The sequence below is a fragment of the Paracoccus versutus genome, from assembly GCF_029909795.1.
GTDB classification, from domain to species: Bacteria; Pseudomonadota; Alphaproteobacteria; order Rhodobacterales; family Rhodobacteraceae; genus Paracoccus; species Paracoccus versutus.
This window is the reverse complement of sequence record NZ_CP038197.1, coordinates 305,543-323,137: the sequence shown is the minus strand read 5'-3', so window position 1 is coordinate 323,137 and position 17,595 is coordinate 305,543. Positions and strand designations below refer to the sequence as shown.

The 17,595-nt window shown below is 68.3% G+C and carries 16 protein-coding genes; 6 read left to right on the top strand and 10 right to left on the bottom strand.

Annotation, left to right across the window (positions count from 1 at the left end; translation table 11 throughout):
* Positions 1 to 169: 169 nt before the first annotated feature.
* The 10 genes from E3U25_RS12615 to E3U25_RS12570 all read right to left on the bottom strand — a co-directional run bounded on the left by E3U25_RS12615 (position 170) and on the right by E3U25_RS12570 (position 11,564).
* Positions 170 to 1,231 carry a TRAP transporter substrate-binding protein gene (locus tag E3U25_RS12615; protein ID WP_116222647.1) on the bottom strand — a complete coding sequence of 354 codons (1,062 nt, stop codon included), beginning with the start codon at positions 1,229 to 1,231 and terminating at the stop codon, positions 170 to 172.
* 2 nt (positions 1,232 to 1,233) lie between these two features.
* Positions 1,234 to 2,886: an acyl-CoA dehydrogenase family protein gene (locus E3U25_RS12610; RefSeq protein ID WP_116222646.1), complete on the bottom strand. Its 1,653-nt coding sequence runs from the start codon at positions 2,884 to 2,886 to the stop codon at positions 1,234 to 1,236.
* A 10-nt stretch (positions 2,887 to 2,896) separates the two neighbouring features.
* Positions 2,897 to 4,123 carry a CoA transferase gene (locus E3U25_RS12605; RefSeq protein WP_116222645.1) on the bottom strand — a complete coding sequence of 409 codons (1,227 nt, stop codon included), beginning with the start codon at positions 4,121 to 4,123 and terminating at the stop codon, positions 2,897 to 2,899.
* Entirely contained in the window at positions 4,116 to 4,949 is an 834-nt protein-coding gene (locus tag E3U25_RS12600) for an HpcH/HpaI aldolase/citrate lyase family protein (RefSeq protein WP_116222644.1), read from the bottom strand. The genes E3U25_RS12605 and E3U25_RS12600 overlap by 8 nt, the downstream gene beginning before the upstream one ends.
* Positions 4,943 to 5,797: an HTD2 family dehydratase gene (locus E3U25_RS12595; RefSeq protein WP_116222643.1), complete on the bottom strand. Its 855-nt coding sequence runs from the start codon at positions 5,795 to 5,797 to the stop codon at positions 4,943 to 4,945. Before E3U25_RS12595 ends, E3U25_RS12600 begins: the two co-directional genes overlap by 7 nt.
* A 15-nt stretch (positions 5,798 to 5,812) precedes the next feature.
* The gene (locus E3U25_RS12590) at positions 5,813 to 6,757 is read right to left on the bottom strand and encodes an electron transfer flavoprotein subunit alpha/FixB family protein (protein ID WP_116222642.1); all 945 of its coding nucleotides are present in this window, start codon (positions 6,755 to 6,757) and stop codon (positions 5,813 to 5,815) included.
* On the bottom strand, positions 6,757 to 7,503 hold the full coding sequence (locus tag E3U25_RS12585) for an electron transfer flavoprotein subunit beta/FixA family protein (protein WP_116222853.1): 747 nt from the start codon (positions 7,501 to 7,503) through the stop codon (positions 6,757 to 6,759). The genes E3U25_RS12590 and E3U25_RS12585 overlap by 1 nt, the downstream gene beginning before the upstream one ends.
* Positions 7,504 to 7,570: 67 nt before the next feature.
* The gene (locus tag E3U25_RS12580) at positions 7,571 to 9,196 is read right to left on the bottom strand and encodes a class I adenylate-forming enzyme family protein (protein ID WP_116222641.1); all 1,626 of its coding nucleotides are present in this window, start codon (positions 9,194 to 9,196) and stop codon (positions 7,571 to 7,573) included.
* Between the two features lie 78 nt (positions 9,197 to 9,274).
* Positions 9,275 to 10,426 (bottom strand): acyl-CoA dehydrogenase family protein, encoded by a 1,152-nt coding sequence (locus E3U25_RS12575; protein ID WP_072464243.1) that lies wholly within the window; start codon positions 10,424 to 10,426, stop codon positions 9,275 to 9,277.
* The gene (locus tag E3U25_RS12570) at positions 10,416 to 11,564 is read right to left on the bottom strand and encodes an acyl-CoA dehydrogenase family protein (RefSeq protein ID WP_166435588.1); all 1,149 of its coding nucleotides are present in this window, start codon (positions 11,562 to 11,564) and stop codon (positions 10,416 to 10,418) included. Before E3U25_RS12570 ends, E3U25_RS12575 begins: the two co-directional genes overlap by 11 nt.
* Positions 11,565 to 11,760: 196 nt before the next feature.
* Between E3U25_RS12570 and E3U25_RS12565 the strand changes: the two genes are divergently transcribed.
* The 6 genes from E3U25_RS12565 (at position 11,761) to E3U25_RS12540 (ending at position 17,557) form a co-directional block, all read left to right on the top strand.
* Positions 11,761 to 12,585: an IclR family transcriptional regulator gene (locus E3U25_RS12565; RefSeq protein ID WP_052096306.1), complete on the top strand. Its 825-nt coding sequence runs from the start codon at positions 11,761 to 11,763 to the stop codon at positions 12,583 to 12,585.
* Between the two features lie 143 nt (positions 12,586 to 12,728).
* Positions 12,729 to 13,634: an alpha/beta hydrolase gene (locus E3U25_RS12560; RefSeq protein WP_116222852.1), complete on the top strand. Its 906-nt coding sequence runs from the start codon at positions 12,729 to 12,731 to the stop codon at positions 13,632 to 13,634.
* Positions 13,635 to 14,177: 543 nt separating this feature from the next.
* Positions 14,178 to 15,323, top strand: a complete 1,146-nt coding sequence (locus E3U25_RS12555) for an acyl-CoA dehydrogenase family protein (RefSeq protein WP_116222638.1) — start codon at positions 14,178 to 14,180, stop codon at positions 15,321 to 15,323.
* Positions 15,324 to 15,409: 86 nt separating this feature from the next.
* The gene (locus tag E3U25_RS12550) at positions 15,410 to 15,904 is read left to right on the top strand and encodes a MaoC family dehydratase (protein ID WP_036761367.1); all 495 of its coding nucleotides are present in this window, start codon (positions 15,410 to 15,412) and stop codon (positions 15,902 to 15,904) included.
* Between the two features lie 4 nt (positions 15,905 to 15,908).
* Positions 15,909 to 17,132, top strand: a complete 1,224-nt coding sequence (locus E3U25_RS12545) for a thiolase family protein (protein WP_116220608.1) — start codon at positions 15,909 to 15,911, stop codon at positions 17,130 to 17,132.
* An 11-nt stretch (positions 17,133 to 17,143) separates the two neighbouring features.
* A complete protein-coding gene (locus tag E3U25_RS12540) occupies positions 17,144 to 17,557 on the top strand; it encodes a Zn-ribbon domain-containing OB-fold protein (RefSeq protein WP_116220609.1) in 414 nt (137 codons plus the stop codon).
* Positions 17,558 to 17,595 lie beyond the last annotated feature (38 nt).

The window sequence follows — 17,595 nt, the reverse complement described above, 5'->3', positions numbered from 1 at the left end:
CCGATCAATCTCTCTCTCTCGTGGAAAAAGGCCGCTGGCGTCCGAAAGGATACCAGCGGCCAACCCGTCCAGGCGGGCCGGGAAAGCCGGGGATCGCGGCTTGCGACCGGCAAAGGAAAAAGGCCGCGACCATCGGGTCGCGGCCTTCTCCTGCGGCTCTCGGCCCGGCTCAGTTCGTGGCCGGATCGCCCATATAGGCCTGCAACAGCGCCTCGCCGTCCTTGCCCACGGCCTTCAGCTCGTCCAGCCAGACGCTGGCGACCGTCGCCAGCCGCTCGTTCCACTGCGCGGCCTCTTCGGCCGAAAGCGTGTTCACGGTAAAGCCCTGCTCGGCCACCAGCCTGTCGCGGACCTTGGTTTCCTCGGCATCCTGCCAGGCGCAAAGCCCCTCTTGCGCGGGCAGCGCCGCCTCGGTCATCGCCGCCTTCACGTCCTCGGGCAGCCGCTCCCAGCCGCGTTCGCTCATGGCGAAGACGATGCCGGGCGAGCCGATCTGCACCCCGTCGACCGCGTGGTGGAAGACCTGGTCCAGCTTGAACTCCGGCAGGCTGAGGTAGGAATAGACGCCGCCGTCCACCGTGCCGCGGGTCAGCGCGTCATAGGCCTCGGGCGAGGGCACGCGCACCGGCACGCCGCCAAGCGCCCGCACCGCCTTGTCCATCGCCGCCCCGTTGGCGCGCAGCTTGAGCCCGGCGACGTCGCCAAGCCCAGTCACCTGCTTGCCGGTGGTCATCACCGTATAGGGGCGCAGCGACGAGACGAACAGCACATGGATGCCCTGGGGCTTGTATTCCTGTTCGTTCAGCAGCCCGCCGTCCTGCGCCAGGTCCCAGAACCGCGCCGTCGCCTCGCAAGAGGTCTTGTAGGGCGAGGGCAGCTCGACCACCGAGGTCAGCGGGAACTTGTCGGGCGCATAGTTCGCCACGAAGAACACCACGTCGGCAATGCCCGAATTCAGGATCGAGATGTAATCCTTGCCCAATTGCCCGGCCGGGTAGACGTCGAAGCGGACGCGGCCCCCGGTGCTTTCCGTCACCGCCTCGGTAAAGGGCTTCGCGCCCTGTTCCCACAGGTAATGCGTCGCCGGCGCGATATGGGCCAGCTTCAGCGTCATCTCCTCTTGCGCCATTGCGGGCGCGGTGCATGCCAGGACGCCAAGGGCGGTCGTGGCGATCAGTTTCCTCATCATCAGTTGGTCCTCCATCCGGCCGCCGCAGGAGCGCGGCAGCATCGTCAATTCCTCGTCGCCAGCAGCCCCCTGCCGACGACCTGTGCCTGGATTTCGGCGGCACCTTCGAAGATGTTCAGGATGCGCGCGTCGCACAGCACGCGGCTGATCTCGAACTCCATCGAATAGCCGTTGCCGCCGTGGATCTGCAGCGCCGCGTCGGCATTGGTCCAGGCGACGCGGGCGGCCAGCAGCTTGGCCATGCCGGCCTCGATGTCGCAGCGCCGGCCCTTGTCCTTTTCGCGAGCCGAGAAATAGGTCAGCTCGCGCGCCAGCACGATCTCGACCAGCATCATCGCCAGCTTGTCCGAGATGCGCGGGAAGCCCGCGATGGCGCGGCCGAACTGCTTGCGGTCGAGCGCATAGCGCAAGCCCAGCTCGAAGGCCGAGCGCGCCACGCCCACCGCGCGGGCGGCGGTCTGGATGCGCGCGCCCTCGAAGGTGCGCATCAGCTGCTTGAAGCCCTGCCCCTCCTCGCCGCCCAGCACGCCGTCCGCCGGCACGCGGAAGCCGTCGAAGGACAGCTCGTATTCCTTCATCCCGCGATAGCCCAGCACCTTGATCTCGCCCCCGGTCATGCCCTCGGCCGGGAAGGGGTTGTCGTCCGTGCCGCGCGGCTTGGGCGCCAGCAGCATCGACAGCCCGTCATAGCTCTTGCTGTCCGGGTTGGTGCGCACCAGCATGGTCATCACGTCGCTGCGCGCGGCATGGGTGATCCAGGTCTTGTTGCCGTTGACCACCCAGCCCTCGCCGTCGCGGCTGGCGCGGGTGCGCAGGCTGCCCAGGTCCGAGCCGGTGTCGGGCTCGGTGAAGACCGCGGTCGGCAGCACCTCGCCCGAGGCGATCCTGGGCAGCCATTCCGCCTTCTGCTCGGGCGTGCCGCCGCCAAGGATCAGCTCGCCCGCGATTTCCGAGCGGGTGCCCAGCGAGCCGGCGGCGATCCAGCCGCGGCTCAGTTCCTCGGTCACGACGCACATGGCCAGCTTGCCCATGCCGAGCCCGCCATATTCCTCGTCGATGCAGACGCCGAAGGTGCCAAGCTCGGCCATTTCGGCCACGATATCGTCGGGGATCAGCACATCCGCGAGATGCCATTGATGCGCCGAGGGGGCGATGCGCTCCTCGGCAAAGCGGCGGTAGGTTTCGCGGATCATGTCCAGGTCGGCGTCGCCAAGCGCGTCCGAGACCTGCTCGCCCGACTGGATCAGCTCGACCAGCCGCGCGCGATTGGCGGGCGTGTTGCCCCCGGCGATGAACCCGGCCACCGCCGCGTCCTGCGCCAGCGCATCGTTTGAGACCCCCAGGTCGGCGGGGCGCAGCATCTCGTTCGGCCCCATCGGGATGCCGCCCAGAAGCTGGGCGAGGTATTCGCCGAAGCCGATCTCGATCACCAGCCGCTCGGCCTCGCCCAGGGTGCCGGCCGCTTGCAGGCGGCGGCCCCAGGATTCGGTCTGGGCCAGCGCCTCGACCACGGTGGCGGCCCAGGCAAAGCCGTGGACGGCGCGCTGCTGTTGGTCGACGCGGGCGGCCTGCGGGCGGCCGTCGACGGTGACGCGGCCGGCTACCCCCTCCTTCACGCGGTCGAGATAGAGGCGCATGGCGGCAACGGCAGCGGCGGCGCGGTCCAGAAGATCGGCAAGATCGGCGGTGTCGGACATGGCGGTTTCCTCAACTCTCGGGGCCGGCGACGATCCGCTGATCGTGCAGCCGGGCGATTTCATGGGCGGGAAGGTCCAGCAGCTCGGCCAGGATCTCTTCGGTATGCTCGCCCAGGCGCGGTGCGCGCGGGGCCGGATGGCGCGGCAGCGCCGGGAAGGTCGCGGGGGCGCCGCCCGTCGGGTAGCTGTGGCCGGACGGATGGGTCTGCTGGTTGAAGACCGGGTTGCCGCTGATGAAGCCGGGCTCCTCGGCCATGGATTCCTGAAGGCTGCGATAGGTCTCCCAGCAGATGCCCTTTTCGTTCAGCAGCGCGGCGGCCTTGGCATAGCTCATCGCGCCGATCACCTTCTGCACCATGTCGAACAGCGGCTTGCGGTGGAGAAAGCGCGGGCCTTCCTGGTCGAAGGACACGCCCAGCCGGTCTTCCAGCGCCGCCACCTCGGCCCCGATGCCGAAGGTCTCGATCACGCCCTTCCATTGCCGCGCGGTGATGCCCACCAGGATCAGCCGCTTGCCGTCGGCGGTGAAGAAGTCGCAGCCGAAGGCGCCGAAAAGGTCGTTGCCACTGCGGATGCGCGGCGGGCCGTCCGCTGTTACCTCGGCGATCTGGCCCAGATGGCCCAGCGTGGTCGCGGCGATGTCGACCAGCGGGATGCGGATCTCGCCGCCCTGGCCGGTCCGGCGGCGGTTGCGCTCGGCCGCCATCAGGGTGAAGGCGGCATAGGCGCCGGTGATCAGATCCCAGGCGGGCAGGACGTGGTTGACCGGCACGTCGGGCGGCAGATCCTCGGGGCCGGTGATCAGCGGCAGGCCGGTGATCGCGTTCATCGTGTAATCGACCGCGTTGCGGCCGCTGGCCCAGCCCATGACGCGGGCGGTGATCAGGTCGGGGCGATGCGCCGCCAGCCGTTCATGCGACAGGAAGCCCGCGGCCGGGAAGTTGGTCACGAACAGCCCCGCATCCTCGCCCGGCGCGGTGATGATCTGCGTCGCCAGTTCGCGCCCGGCGGGACTGTTCAGGTCGATGGCGATGGATTTCTTGCCCTTGTTCAGCCCTTCCCAGAACAGGCTGCGGCCCGCCCCGTCGATGGGCCAGCGGCTGGCATCCAGCCCGCCGCCGATATTGTCGAAGCGGATGACCTCGGCCCCCAGCCCCAGCAGGTGCTGGCCGCAAACCGGGCTGGCGACGAAGGACGAGCCCTCGATGACGCGGAGGCCCTTCAGAATGTCATACATGGTTCACCCCGTCTTTTCTGCCGCTCCGGCGCAGGATCTGTTCGGCGTGCATCCGCACGGGCGGGTCGATCATCGCCCCGTCCACCATCGCCGCGCCGCCCCGATCGGCGGCCACGACCCTGGCGGCCCATTCGACCTCGGCCGCCGAGGGCGCGAAGCCGCGCAGCACCGGCGCGACCTGGCGCGGATGGATGCAAAGCTTGCCCGAAAAACCCAGGGACACCGCGCGGCGCGCATCGGCCTCGACGGCGGCCTCGACGGCGGCCTCGTCCTCGATGGCCAGCGTCACGCCGTCGATGGGCGCGGCCAGCCCCGCGACGCGCGAGGCCAGCACCATCTGCAAGCGCGCCAGCAGCAGCGGCTCGGGCTCATGCGCGCAGCCGATGTCGGCCGAGAAATCGACCGAGCCGAAGACCAGCCGCGCCACGCCCGGCGCGGCGGCGATGGCGGGCAGGTTGGCGATGCCGCGCGCGGTTTCCACCAACGCCAGGACGGCGTGGCCCGCGGCCTGATGCGCCACCTGGGTCTGCGCCGCGTCTTCGCTTTTCGGCAGCATGATCCCGGCAAGGCCGATCCGCGCGGCCAGCGCCAGGTCGCCTTCGTGCCAGGGCGTGCCGATGGCGTTGAGGCGCAGGATCACCGGGATATCCGGCAGGGCAAGGCCCGCCAGCGCATCGCGCGCGGCCTGCTTGTCGGCCGGCGCCACGGCATCCTCCAGGTCGATGACGATGGCATCGGCGCCCGAGGCGGCCGCCTTGGCCACCCGCTCGGGCCTAGACGCGGGCACGAACAGCGGCGCGGTGATCGTGGACAGCGCCTCTACCATGTCGCGCTTCCCGACATGGTGGTGCGGCCGTCGGCGCCCGCGATCCACAGCTCCAGCCCGGTTTCCGAGGGCGCGGCGTTCACGGTAAGGGCGGCGCCGTCGAACAGCGGGCTGGTGCCGCGGAAATCGAAGGTCTTGGGCATCCCGCGCAGCTCGCCCGCCAGCGTCAGCAGCAGCGTGGCTTGCAGCGGCCCATGCACGACAAGGCCGGGATAGCCCTCTTCGCCCATCGCATAGGCGCGGTCGTAATGGATGCGATGGCCGTTGAAGGTCAGCGCGGAATAGCGAAACAGCAGCACCGGGTCTGCCATGACGCTGCGGCTCCATTCCGCTCTGGGGCCGGGCGGCGGGACCGCCGGTTTCGCGGACGCGGCCCCGGTCTCGGCGCCGCGATAGACGATATCCTGGCGCTCGTTGATCGCCGGGCCGCGCGGGGTCGAGACCTGGTGCCACACGGTCACGAAGCACAGCGGGCCGGTGCTGCCCTGCTTCAGCCTGACATCCTCGATCCGCGACAGGCGCGTGACCCGGTCGCCGACGCGGATCGGGTCCAGGAACTCCAGCCGCCCCCCGGCCCACATCCGGCGCGGCAGCGGCACGGCGGGCAGGAAGCCGCCGCGCTCGGGGTGGCCGTCTGCGCCGATGGCGCGCATCGGCACGGTGGGCGGGGCAAGGCACCAGTGGATCGAAAGCGGCGCCGCGTCCCCCGGCTGCGGCGGGGGCGCGTCCTTGTCCAGCGTGGCGTTCAGCGCAAGGCAATGCTGCACCGTCACGATTTCCGAGGCCGAGCTTTCCCGGCCGATAGCCTTGCGCAGATCCTCGATGTCGACGGCGGGCTGGTCGGTCATCTTCCCCCTCCAGCCTCAGCCGCGCGCGGCCGCGACGGCCTGGGTCAGTTCGGGCAGGACGCTGAACAGGTCGCCCACCAGGCCCAGGTCGGCGACCTGGAAGATCGGCGCCTCCTCGTCCTTGTTGATGGCGACGATGATCTTGCTGTCCTTCATCCCGGCCAGGTGCTGGATCGCGCCCGAGATGCCGACGGCCACGTAAAGCTCGGGCGCCACCACCTTGCCGGTCTGGCCCACCTGCCAGTCGTTCGGGGCATAGCCCGAGTCGACCGCCGCACGCGACGCGCCCGCCGCGCCGCCGAAGGCATCGGCCAGCGGCAGGATGAATTCGTCGAACTTTTCCCTGGAGCCGAGCGCGCGGCCGCCCGACACGACGATCCTGGCGCCGGTCAGCTCGGGGCGCTCGGAAACCGCGACCTCCTGGCCGACGAAGCTGGACACGGCCGGATCGTCGGCCGGCGCCACCGGCTCGACCGGGGCGGAGCCGCCCTGCCCCGCCGCCTCGAAGGCGGTGGTGCGGATGGTGGCGACGATCTTCGCCGACAGCACCTCGACCACTTGCAGCGCGTTGCCGGCATAGATCGGGCGCTCGAAGCTCTTGGGCCCATGCACCGCCACCACGTCCGAGACCTGCACCGTATCGAGCAGCGCCGCGACCCGCGGCAGCACGTTCTTGCCGGTGGTGGTGGCCGGGGCGAGGATGGCGTCATAGCCACCGGCCAGCGAGACGATCAGCGCCGCCAGCGGCTCGGCCAGCGCATGGGCGTAAGCCGGCGCATCGGCCAGCAGCACCTTGTCGACGCCCGCCAGCGCGGCGGCGGCATCGGCCACCGGCTGCGCGCCCGAGCCGGCGACCAGCACATGCACCGGCCCGCCGATCCTGGCCGCGGCCGTCAGCGCCTTGGCGGTGGCATCGGACAGGGTGGAATTGTCGTGATCCGCGATCAGAAGAATGGCCATCAGAGAACCCCCGCTTCCTTGAGTTTGCCGACCAGCTCGGGCACCGAGCCGAGTTTGATCCCCGCCTGCCGCTGCGCCGGCTCGCTGGTCCTGACCACCCTGAGGCGCGGCGAGATGTCCGCGCCAAGCGCCTCGGGCGTCGTCTCATCGACCGGCTTCTTCTTGGCCTTCATGATGTTCGGCAGGCTGGCATAGCGCGGCTCGTTCAGCCGCAGGTCGGTGGTGACGATGGCGGGGGTCTTCAGCCGCACGGTCTGAAGCCCGCCGTCGACCTCGCGCGTGACGGTCACTTCGCCGTCCCCGATCTCGACCCTGGACGCGAAAGTGCCCTGCGCCCAGCCCAGCAGGGCGGCCAGCATCTGGCCGGTCTGGTTGTTGTCGCCGTCGATGGCCTGCTTGCCCAGGATGACCAGGCCGGGGCCCTCCTTCTCGGCCAGCGCCTTCAGCACGCGAGCGACGCCCAGCGGCTCGACCGCCTCGTCGGTCCTGACCAGGATGCCGCGATCGGCGCCCATGGCCAGCGCGGTGCGGATGGTTTCCATCGCCTGCGCGGGGCCGACGGAGACGGCGATGACCTGATCGGCCTTGCCGGCTTCCTTCAGGCGGATGGCTTCCTCGACGGCGATCTCGTCGAAGGGGTTCATCGACATCTTGACGCTGGCGGTATCGACGCCCGAGCCGTCCGCCTTGACGCGGACCTTGACGTTGAAATCGACGACACGTTTGACGGGGACAAGGATTTTCATGTCCGGGATTGTCTCCATGACGGGCACCGGCAAACGCCGGCGCGGGTTGCAATGGGATGCGCCTGGCCTAGCCGTCGCGGGCGACGACCTGCTTGATCAGCTCATGGCGCTGGAACTTGCCGGTGGGCGTCATCGGGAATTCCTCGAAGATCTCCAGCCGTTCGGGCAGCTTGTAGATCGCCACCTCGTTCTTGAGGAAATCCACGAATTCCTGCAGCGTGGCGCTCTCGCCCGGACGCGGCACCAGGCAAAGGCAGTTCGACTCGCCCAGCCGTTCGTCGGGCAGGCCGATCACCGCGCAATGCAGCACCTTCGGATGGGTGTAGAGGATCTCCTCGACTTCGCGCGGATAGTATTTCTTGCCGCCGCGGTTGATCATCTCCTTCAGCCGCCCGACGATGCGCAGGTTGCCGTCCGCGTCGATCATGCCCAGGTCGCCGCTGCGGAACCAGCCGTCCTCGGTAAAGGCCTCGGCATTGGCCTCGGGGCGCTTGTAATAGCCCATCTGCGTGGCCGGGCCCTGGCTCTGGATCTCGCCCGGCTCGCCCTGCGGCACCGCGCCGGTGCCGCCGATGGGCGAGATGCGCAGCCGCATCTCGGTGCCGCATTTGCCAACCGAGCCCGCGACCTTTTCCGGGTCGTCGCTGCGCCGGGTATAGGTATGATAGCCGCCGCATTCCAGCATGCCGTAAAGCTCGATCAGGTCGCCCTGGATGCGGGCGCGAAAGGCGCGGATGGTTTCCAGCGGGCAGGAGGTGCCGCCCGAGATCACCGTCTTCAGCGAGGAGAGGTCGTATCGCTCCTGCCCCGGCACGTTCAGCATGGCCACGATGGACGCCGGGGCGGTGGCGACATAGGTCACGCGCTCGGCCTCGATCACCTGAAGCGCGGGCTCGGCGGCGAATTTCTCCATGATGACCAGCTTGCAGCCCGCCAGCACGGTCTGCAGCACCGAGAGATAGCCCCAGTTCAGCGCCAGCGGCAGGTAGAGGAGCATCACGTCGTCCTCGCCCACCTCCATGTCCATGTTCAGCATCCGCGCCGGCCACAGCGAGGTGTTGTGGTTATGCGTCACCCCCTTGGGGCTGCCGGTGGTGCCCGAGGTGAACATCATCCGCATCATCGCGTTCGGGTCGGTCCCGACCTCGGCAAAGCCCTGGGGCCGGCCCGAGGCGGAGATCACCGGGTCCAGCGCCACCGCGTCCCCGGTCGGCTGCCCCCGCACCACGCCCAGGAATGTCAGTTCGGGCAGATCCTTGCGCAGGGCCTGGACCATCGCCTGATGGTCGAACTTCTTGTATTCGGCGCAGGTGATGATGCCGCGCGCCCCGGTGGTGCGCAGGACGTAATCGACCTCGCGGGCGCGGAACTCGATGCTGACCGGCACGCCGATGGCGCCGATGCGCTCGATGGCGAAATAGGCCGGGATGAACTCGATCCAGTTCGGCAGCTGCACCGCCACGATGTCGCCGGGACGGATGCCGCTGCGGGCCAGCAGGACGGCGACGCGGATGATCGCATCCTCCAGCTGGCGATAGGTCAGCCGGGCCTTGCCGTCCGTCACCGCCTCGCGGTCGGGATGGGCGGCGGTGCGGGCGCGCAGGACGTCAGCGAAGGTCTCGTCGGGCCAGACGCCGGTCGCGCGGTAATGCTGCTGGTCGGCAGGGCTCTGCCTCAGAATGACGTCCTGCATCCAAATCCTCCCTCTACAGGCTTCGCAGGGCCTTGGACGCGGCCCCGGCAGGTCATTTCACGGCCTTCGCGCAAGGTGTCAGCCGGGCATCCCCAGCAGGGTCTTGGCCAGGATGTTGCGCTGGATCTCGCTGGCGCCGCCGTAGATCGTGGTCGGCCGCGACAGGAAGTAATAGCCAAGCGGGTCCACCTCGGCCCCGCCGAACCGGGTCGGGCCAAGGGCCGAGCCGTTTTCCTGCGCCACGTCCAGCATGAATTCCGAGATGCGCTGGTAGAGGTCCGGCCCCCAGAGCTTGAGGATCGAGATCTCGGGCCCCAGCGCGCCGCCGCCCTTCAGCGTCTCGGCAAAGCGGGCATAGGTGGCGGTCAGGTCGGCCACATCCAGCGCCAGCTGGGTATATGTCGCGGCAAAGGACGGGTCGTCGAAAATGCCCAGCTCGCGGCCCATCGTCTCGAGCCGCAAGAGTGCCATCTGCGCGAATTTCGGGCTGCCATGGGTCAGGCGTTCGAAACCCAGCAGCGCCTTGGCCATGGTCCAGCCGTCATTGACCGCACCGACGATATTGTCCCTGGGCACCCGCACGTCGTCGAGAAAGACCTCGCAGAACTCGGCATCGCCGGCCAGGGTCTTGATCGGGCGCACGGTGATGCCGGGCGTGTCCATCCGCGCCAGGAAGAAGCTGATGCCCTGCTGCTTCTTGGCCGCGGGATCGGTGCGCGCCAGGATGAAGATGTCGGTCGAATCCTGCGCCAGCGTGGTCCAGATCTTTTGCCCGTTGATGACCCAGTGATCGCCGTCCAGCACCGCCGAGGTGCGCAAGCTGGCAAGATCCGAGCCGGCGCCCGGTTCGGAATAGCCCTGGCACCAGACATCCTGACCCGCCAGGATGCGCGGCAGGTAATGCGCCTTTTGCGCCTCGGTGCCGAAGCGGACCAGCAGCATCCCCAGCATGACGATGCCGATGTCGGGATGGCGGGCGACGCCGGCGCTGTCGAATTCGTCGTGATAGGCCAGCATCTTCTCGACGTTCAGGCCCATGCCGCCATGCTCGACCGGCCAGGCGGGCGCCAGCCAGCCCTTGGCCGACAGCTTCAGGAACCAGTCCCTCGCCTCGTGCCAGTTGACGCGGCGGGCCTGGTTGATCAGGTGCGGCGGGCATTCGGCGGCGATGAAATCCCGCAGCATCCTGCGGAAATCCTGCTCGTCCATCGCATTGTAATCAATGGCCATTGGCTTGCCCCCCGGCGTTGTGCAATTCGAACCAGCGCGCGCGATGGGCGCGCGGATTGCCGAGCCATGCCGCCAGCGCCAGCGCCCGGTTGACGTAAAGGCTGAGGTCGCATTCCTCGGTATAGCCGATGGCGCCATGCAGCTGGATGCATTCCTTGACCACCAGCTGCGCGGCATCGCCCGCCCGGCTTTTCGCGGCCGAGACATGGGTGGCCCGGCTGGCCGCATCGGCATGAGGATCGTCCATCGCCGCCGCGGCCCGCAGCAAGGCCGAGCGCGCCATCTCGATATGGACGTAAAGGTTCACCGCCCGGTGCTGGATCGCCTGGAACGAGGCGATGGGCTTGCCGAACTGCACCCGCTGCTTCATGTAGTCCAGCGTCATCTGGAACGCCGCCTCCATCACCCCCTGCAATTGGGCCGCGACGGCCAGCCGGGCGATGTCGAGCAGCTGGTCGAGGATCGCCGCCCCGCGGTCGGGAAAGGCGATGACTGCGCCGGGATCGACCTTGGCCCCGTCGAGATCGACCGTCGATTGCCGCGATCCGTCGGTGTGGGCGGTGGTCTGCACCACCTTCGGCGGCTGGTCGATCCAGGCCAGCAGGATGCCCGCGCCGGTATCGGCAGCCACGGCATAGCCGCCGGCCTCTTGCGCCAGGGGCACGAACAGCGCCTGGCCCGACAGGGTCCAGCCCTCGCCCTCGGGCGCGGCCTTGGGCCCCACGGCGCCCGAACCCATCGCCCCGGCGCGGCCCTGCCAGGCCAGCGTCGCCAGCAGGTCGCCGCCCATCAGGCCGGGCAGAAGCCTGTCCTTCAGCGCCTGATTGCCGCCCAGGACCAGCGCCTGCATCGCAAGAATGCCAACGCAAACAAGCGGCTCCGGCAGGGCCGCGCGCCCGGCCTCGTGATGCAGCGCCGCCAGATCCGCATGTTCCATCGCCAGGCCGCCGTCATCCTCGGGGACCAGGATGCCGGTCCAGCCCAGCTCGGCCATGGTCTTCCAGCGTTCATGCGAAAAGCCCGCCTGCGTGGCCAGCCCCGCCCGAGTCGCGGCAAGCGTGGCCTCTCGATTGGCGAAATCCGCAACGCTTTCCCGAAGCTGTTGCCTGTGGTCGGGTTCCTCCGGCCTGCTGAACAAATCGCGCCTCCCGCAGCATGGGTTGATGTTGACAGGCTGTTTAAACCAACCAATCTGGTTTTGCAATGCAGAATTACATTTTGCATACTGGCGCAGCCCGCGGCCCCCGGCTGCGTCTTTCGCCTGGCAGAAGCTTGTTTCTGGCAGAAAACCGACTAACGTGGGACAGAAGCCCGCAACAAAGCAGGAGTTCAGCTTGGCCAGGTCTTTCAAAACCCTCTTGTCCCTGCCCGGTCCCGACGAGGAAAAGACCGACCGCCAGTTCATCACCGCGCTGGCGCGCGGGCTGGAAGTCCTGCGCGCCTTCGAACCGGGCGACGGCTTCCTGGGCAACCTCGAGATCGCGCAGCGCACCGGCCTGCCCAAGCCGACCGTCGCCCGCATCGCCCATACGCTGACCACGCTGGGCTATCTGGAATACAACGCCCGGCTGGAGAAATATTCGCTGGGCACCCCGGTCCTGTCGCTGGGCTACGCCTATCTCGGCAGCATGAGCCTGACCCGCGTCGCCCGCCCGCACATGCAGGAGCTGGCGAATCACGCCAATATCTCGGTGGCGCTCGGCAACCGGGACCGGCTGAACCTGGCCTATCTGGAACTGGCGCATGGCAGCGCGACGGTGTCGCTGCGGCTCGAGGTCGGCGCCCGCATCCCGATCGCGCGGTCCGCCATGGGCATGGCCTATCTGCACGCCCTGCCGGAAAGCGAGCGGGATTTCCTGGTCGAGGCCATCGAGAAACACGACAAGGCCGACTTCCCCAAGTTCAAGAAACGCCTCGCCACCGCGTTCAAGGAACTCGACGCGCATGGCTATTGCGTCTCGCTGGGCACTTACGAGCGGACGGTGAACGGCGTCGGCGCGGCGCTGAAGACGCGCGACGGCGGGGTCTATGCCTTCAACTGCTCGGGCCCGTCCTTCCACCTGACGGAAGAGATGATTCGCAGCGACGTCGGCCCGCGCCTGGCCGTCATGGTCAGCCGGATCGAGGCGGAACTGCTGGTGCATCCGGTCCGGGTCTGAGCCCGGCCCTGGGCCCTCGTCCCTTCGGCGCGGCGAGGGCGCATTCATAAGGCCGGCTAATCACGGCATCCCGATTGAGCGGTCTAATTGCGACTCGTCGCCGGCGCTATCTTCGTCCCCATCGCATGACAGAGGAGACGAAGATGAAATCCGTGACCTTCAGGAACGGCGCGCTCGAGATGGCCGCGCATCTGCACCTTCCCGCCGGCTTCGACGAAAGCAAGACCTATCCCGCCATCGTCGTCACCCACCCCGCCGGCGGCGTGAAGGAGCAGACGGCGGGCATCTATGCCGGCAAGCTTGCGGCCGAGGGCTTCGTCGCCATCGCCTTCGACGCCTCCTGCCAGGGCGAAAGCACCGGCGAGCCGCGCCAGCTTGAAAACCCCCATGCGCGGGTCGAGGACATCAGCGCCGCCGTGGATTACCTGACGACGCTGCCCTATGTCGACCGCGGCCGCATCGGCGCCATGGGCATCTGCGCCGGCGGCGCCTATACCGTGACAGCGGCGATGAGCGACCGCCGCATCAAGGCGGTGGGCGCGGTCAGCGCCACCAATTACGGCGCGATCCTGCGCAATGGCTGGGAAGGCCGCGACGACCTGACCGGCGCCTTCGCCATGCTGGAAAACGCAGCCAACGCCCGCACCGCCGAGGCGAACGGCGCCGAGACCGGCTATTATCCGATCGTGCCGCAGCAGCCGGAGGACGCCCCGAACGCCGACCTGGCCGAGGCGGTCGAGTATTACCGCACCCCGCGCGCGCAATGCGCCAGCTCGCCCAGCATCGCGCCGGTGCGCAGCCTGGCGCAGCTCGCCACCTTCGACGCCTTCCACCTGGTCGACCTGTTCCTGACCCAGCCGATCCAGATCGTCGCCGGCGAGGATGCGGGCACGCGCTGGATCAGCGAAGACCTGTTCCGCCGCGCCGCCAGCAAGGACAAGCACCTGCACATCGTTCCGGGCGCGTCGCACCTGGGCCTCTATGACAAGCCCGACCTGGTGGGCGAGGCGATGGCGAAGCTCGGCCCCTTCTTCAGGGCCAGGCTCTGAAACACCGGCGCCGCCCTGGCATCATGCCTGGGCGGCCTTTCCATGGGGGGCCGAAAGCCCCGGAACCTGCCGCCGCGGCGGCGCGCCCCGACCGGCATCGCCGCCTCGCGCCGAGCTTGGTTGCCTGTGCCGCGCCGCCGAAATGGTTCGACCAGGCATCCGCGGCCGGTCGCGAACACATGCGCACCACGGCAGAACCCGGACGATCTCGCGGGGCTGCCGACCCTGCCGACCCTGCCGACCCTGCCGACCCTGCCGACCCTGCCGACCCTGCCGACCCTGCCGACCCTGCCGACCCTGCCCGGAAGGTCGCGGCCCGCGGCCCAAGGCGCAAGAGCAGCCATCGGCGCCGGGCATGGAGCCCCGCAGCCGCAGCCCCATGCGGAATGCCGGCCGGCCAAACGCGTCAATTCGGCTCTGCCGAAGCGGCGGTTGGGAAAATGTCAATTGGCTTCGCACTGCCCCGATCCTAACGTAAAAAGCAGAATCTGATTTTGCATACCGGAATAATGGCCCGCCTTACTGTGGATTTAGGAGGATGGAATGGACAGGAATTTTCTGGACGAGGGGCAGGCGCTTTGGCTTGAGACGGTGAACCGTTTCATGGATGACGAGGTGACTGTCGAATATATCCGCAAATGCGACATGAACCGCGACTATCCCTATGAAGCCTATGACAAGATCGCCAGGCAGGGCTGGCTGGGGCTGCTGTTCAAGGAAGAGGACGGCGGCGCCGGCGGCGACATCTTCGACTACACGCTGATGGCCGAGGGCCTGGGCAAATACGGCTTCGACTTCGCCGCCGCCATCCTGGTGCCGACCTTCACCGCGATGAACATCCAGAAATACGGCAGCGAAGAACAGAAGGCGCAATACATCAAGCCCTTCATCGACGGCAAGATCCGCTTCTCGGTCTCGATCTCGGAACCGGGCGCGGGGTCGGACGCCTCGAACACCGCCACGCGGGCGCGGCGCGACGAGAACGGCGACTGGATCGTCACCGGCTCGAAGCTGTGGTGCTCGGGCGCGGCGGCGAACAACACCGTCATCGCCATGCTGGTGCGCACCGATGCCGACGACAAGCATGGCGGGCTGTCGATCCTGCTGATCCCGAACGACACGCCGGGCATGGTCATCAACAAGCTGCCGACGCTGTCGCGCCACGCCACCGGCACCACCGAGATCTTCCTCGACGAGGTCAAGGTGCCCGGCAACGCCCTCCTGGGCAAGGAAGGCCAGGGCTGGGAAATCATCCTGGCGCATCTGGAGCTGGAACGCTGCTCGGTCGCCGCCGCCTATGTCGGCAACGCCCAGACCGCGGTCAACAAGGCCACGCAATACGCCCATGAACGCATCCAGTTCGGCCGCCCGATCTGGGACTTCCAGGTGCTGCGCCACATGCTGGCCGAGCGCCAGACCGAAGTCGATGCCGCCCGCCTGCTGTGCTATCGCGCCGCCCGCATGGCGGCCGCCAAGATCCCCTGCTCGCGCGAGGTGTCGATGGCCAAGCTTTATGGCTCCGAGACGCTGAAGCAATGCGCGCTGACCGGGATGCAGGTGCTGGGCGGCCACGCCAACCTGCCCGAGGCCGACATGGAGCGCTACCTGCGCGAAAGCGTGCAGTCCACGATCGGCGGCGGCACCTCGCAGATCCAGAAGACGATCATCTCGAAGTCGATGCGGCTCTGACCCGCGTCGCGCGGCGCCGCCGGTCGCCTCCCCGCCGCGGCGCCGCCTCCCCCAAGGAGGATGCAACCCATTGAAAGGATGAAGCCATGATTGCGGACAATCGCGTCAACACCCCGCTGGACGAGCTGGAAATCGGCCATGTCTTCCGCTCGCCTGGCCGCACCGTGACCGAAACGGATGTGGTCAATTTCTGCATGCTGACCGGCAACTGGATCGAGATCCACTCGAACACCGAATATTCGTCCAAGACCCGCTGGGGCGAACGCATCGTGCAGGGCCAGCTGACCTTCTCGCTGATCTCGGGGCTCCTGCAGTTCGGCCCGGCGATCCAGGCCAATTACGGCGTCGACAAGCTGCGTTTCCTGCACCCGGTCAAGATCGGCGACACGGTCTATGCCACCGGCGAGGTCATCGCCAAGAAGGACAAGGACGACAAGTTCGGTGTCGGCACCTTCCTGATCAAGGCCTATAATCAGAACGGCGACGTGCTTCAGCGCAGCGAATGGTCGATCCTGATGCTGCGCAAGCGTGCCGACCTGGAAGAGCTGATGGCCCAGGCCACGCCGATCTTCAAGGACTGACGCCATGAGCCCCAGCCCCGCCACCGGCCCTGTCGCCGCCATCGTCGGCATGGGCGATGCCTATGCCAGCCGCGACAACCGCAAGGATCCGATGCGGCTGGCGGTCGAGGCCGCCCGCGCCGCGCTGAAGGACGCCGGCATCGGCCGGCAGCAGGTCGATGCGGTCTTCACCGGCCGCTCGCCCTGGGCCGACAAGCGCTCGCAATGGTCCAACATCTTCATCTCGCACATGCAGATGCCGGTGACGATCAACAGCGAGCTGACGATGCACGGCGCGGGCCTGACCGCCAGCCTGGGCATGGCCGCGCAGATGATCGCCGCCGGCAAGGCCGAATACGTGCTCTGCCTGCAAAGCGACGCCACCGAGCTTTTCGTCGACGCGGTGGCCATGGGCGCCGAGGCCGATGCCGACCCGCAGTTCGAGATCCCCTACGGCCCCACCATCCCCTCGCTCTATGCCCAGGCGGCCTGCCGCTACATGCACGAGTTCGGCGTGACCGAGGAGGATTTCGCCCAGGTCGCCATCGCCAACCAGGCATGGGGCGTGAAGCACCCCCATGCCGCCAAGGCCCGCTTCGGCGAGATCGACGCGCAGAAGGTGCTGGCCTCGCCCTATGTCTCGAGCCCGCTGCGGCGCTGGATGTGCTCGACCTGGGGCGGCGGCACCGGCGGGGCGCTGGTGGTGACCTCGGCCGGGAACGCCCGCAACTTCGCGGCGCCGGTCTACCTGCTGGGCTACGGCTCGGCCTCGACCCATGAATACCTGGGCGACCGGATGAACATGCGCCGGGCGCGCTTCGACACGCTGGGCCCGCTGCCCAACATCACCCATACCGCGACGGCCGAGGCGGCGCGCCAGGCCTTCGCCCAGGCCGGCATCGGCCGCGACGACATCGACATGGCGCAGATCTCGGTCAATTTCGCGCATATGGGGCCGATCCTCCTCGAGGACCTGGGCTTTGCCGAAAAGGGCAAGGGCGCGCGGCTCTACCGCGAGGGGCGCACCGGCATCGACGGCGACCTGCCGCTGGACACCAACGGCGGCTGGCTGTCCTTTGGCCAGCCGGGGATTTCGTGCAACATGGACAGCTATGTCGAGGCCATCCGCCAGCTGCGCGGCACCGCGCTGGGGGCGGCGCCGTCGAAGCGGCCGCAGACGGTGCTGGTGCAGGGCTCGGGCGGCATGCTGGCGGCCGGCGCCGTCGCCATCCTCGGCAACCGGACCTAAGGGGAGACGCCATGGAAATCGAATATGTCGACGGCTTTCCGCAGCCTTATGCGCAGATGGACGCCGCGCCCTACTGGCAGGCCTGCGCGCGGGGCGAGCTGACCTACCAGCATTGCACCGGCTGCGGCGCGGTGGTGTGGCCGGCGCGGTCCTTCTGCCCGGAATGCGACGGCGAGGCCCTGGAATGGCGGCGCTCCTCGGGCAAGGGGCGGATCTATTCCCACAGCACGGTGGGCCGCGGCCCGACCCCGGCCTGGCAGGCGATCGCGCCCTACACCGTCGGCTTCGTGGTGCTGGAGGAGGGCTATCACCTCTTCACCCAGATCGAGGGCAAGCCCGAGGACATGCGCATCGGCCGCCCCGTCGAGGTCGCCTTCATCAAGCGCGGCAGACACACCCTGCCCGTCTTCCGATGCGCAGAATGAACATGAGCGTTTCCGGCAGGCTGGTCGGGGACGCCGCA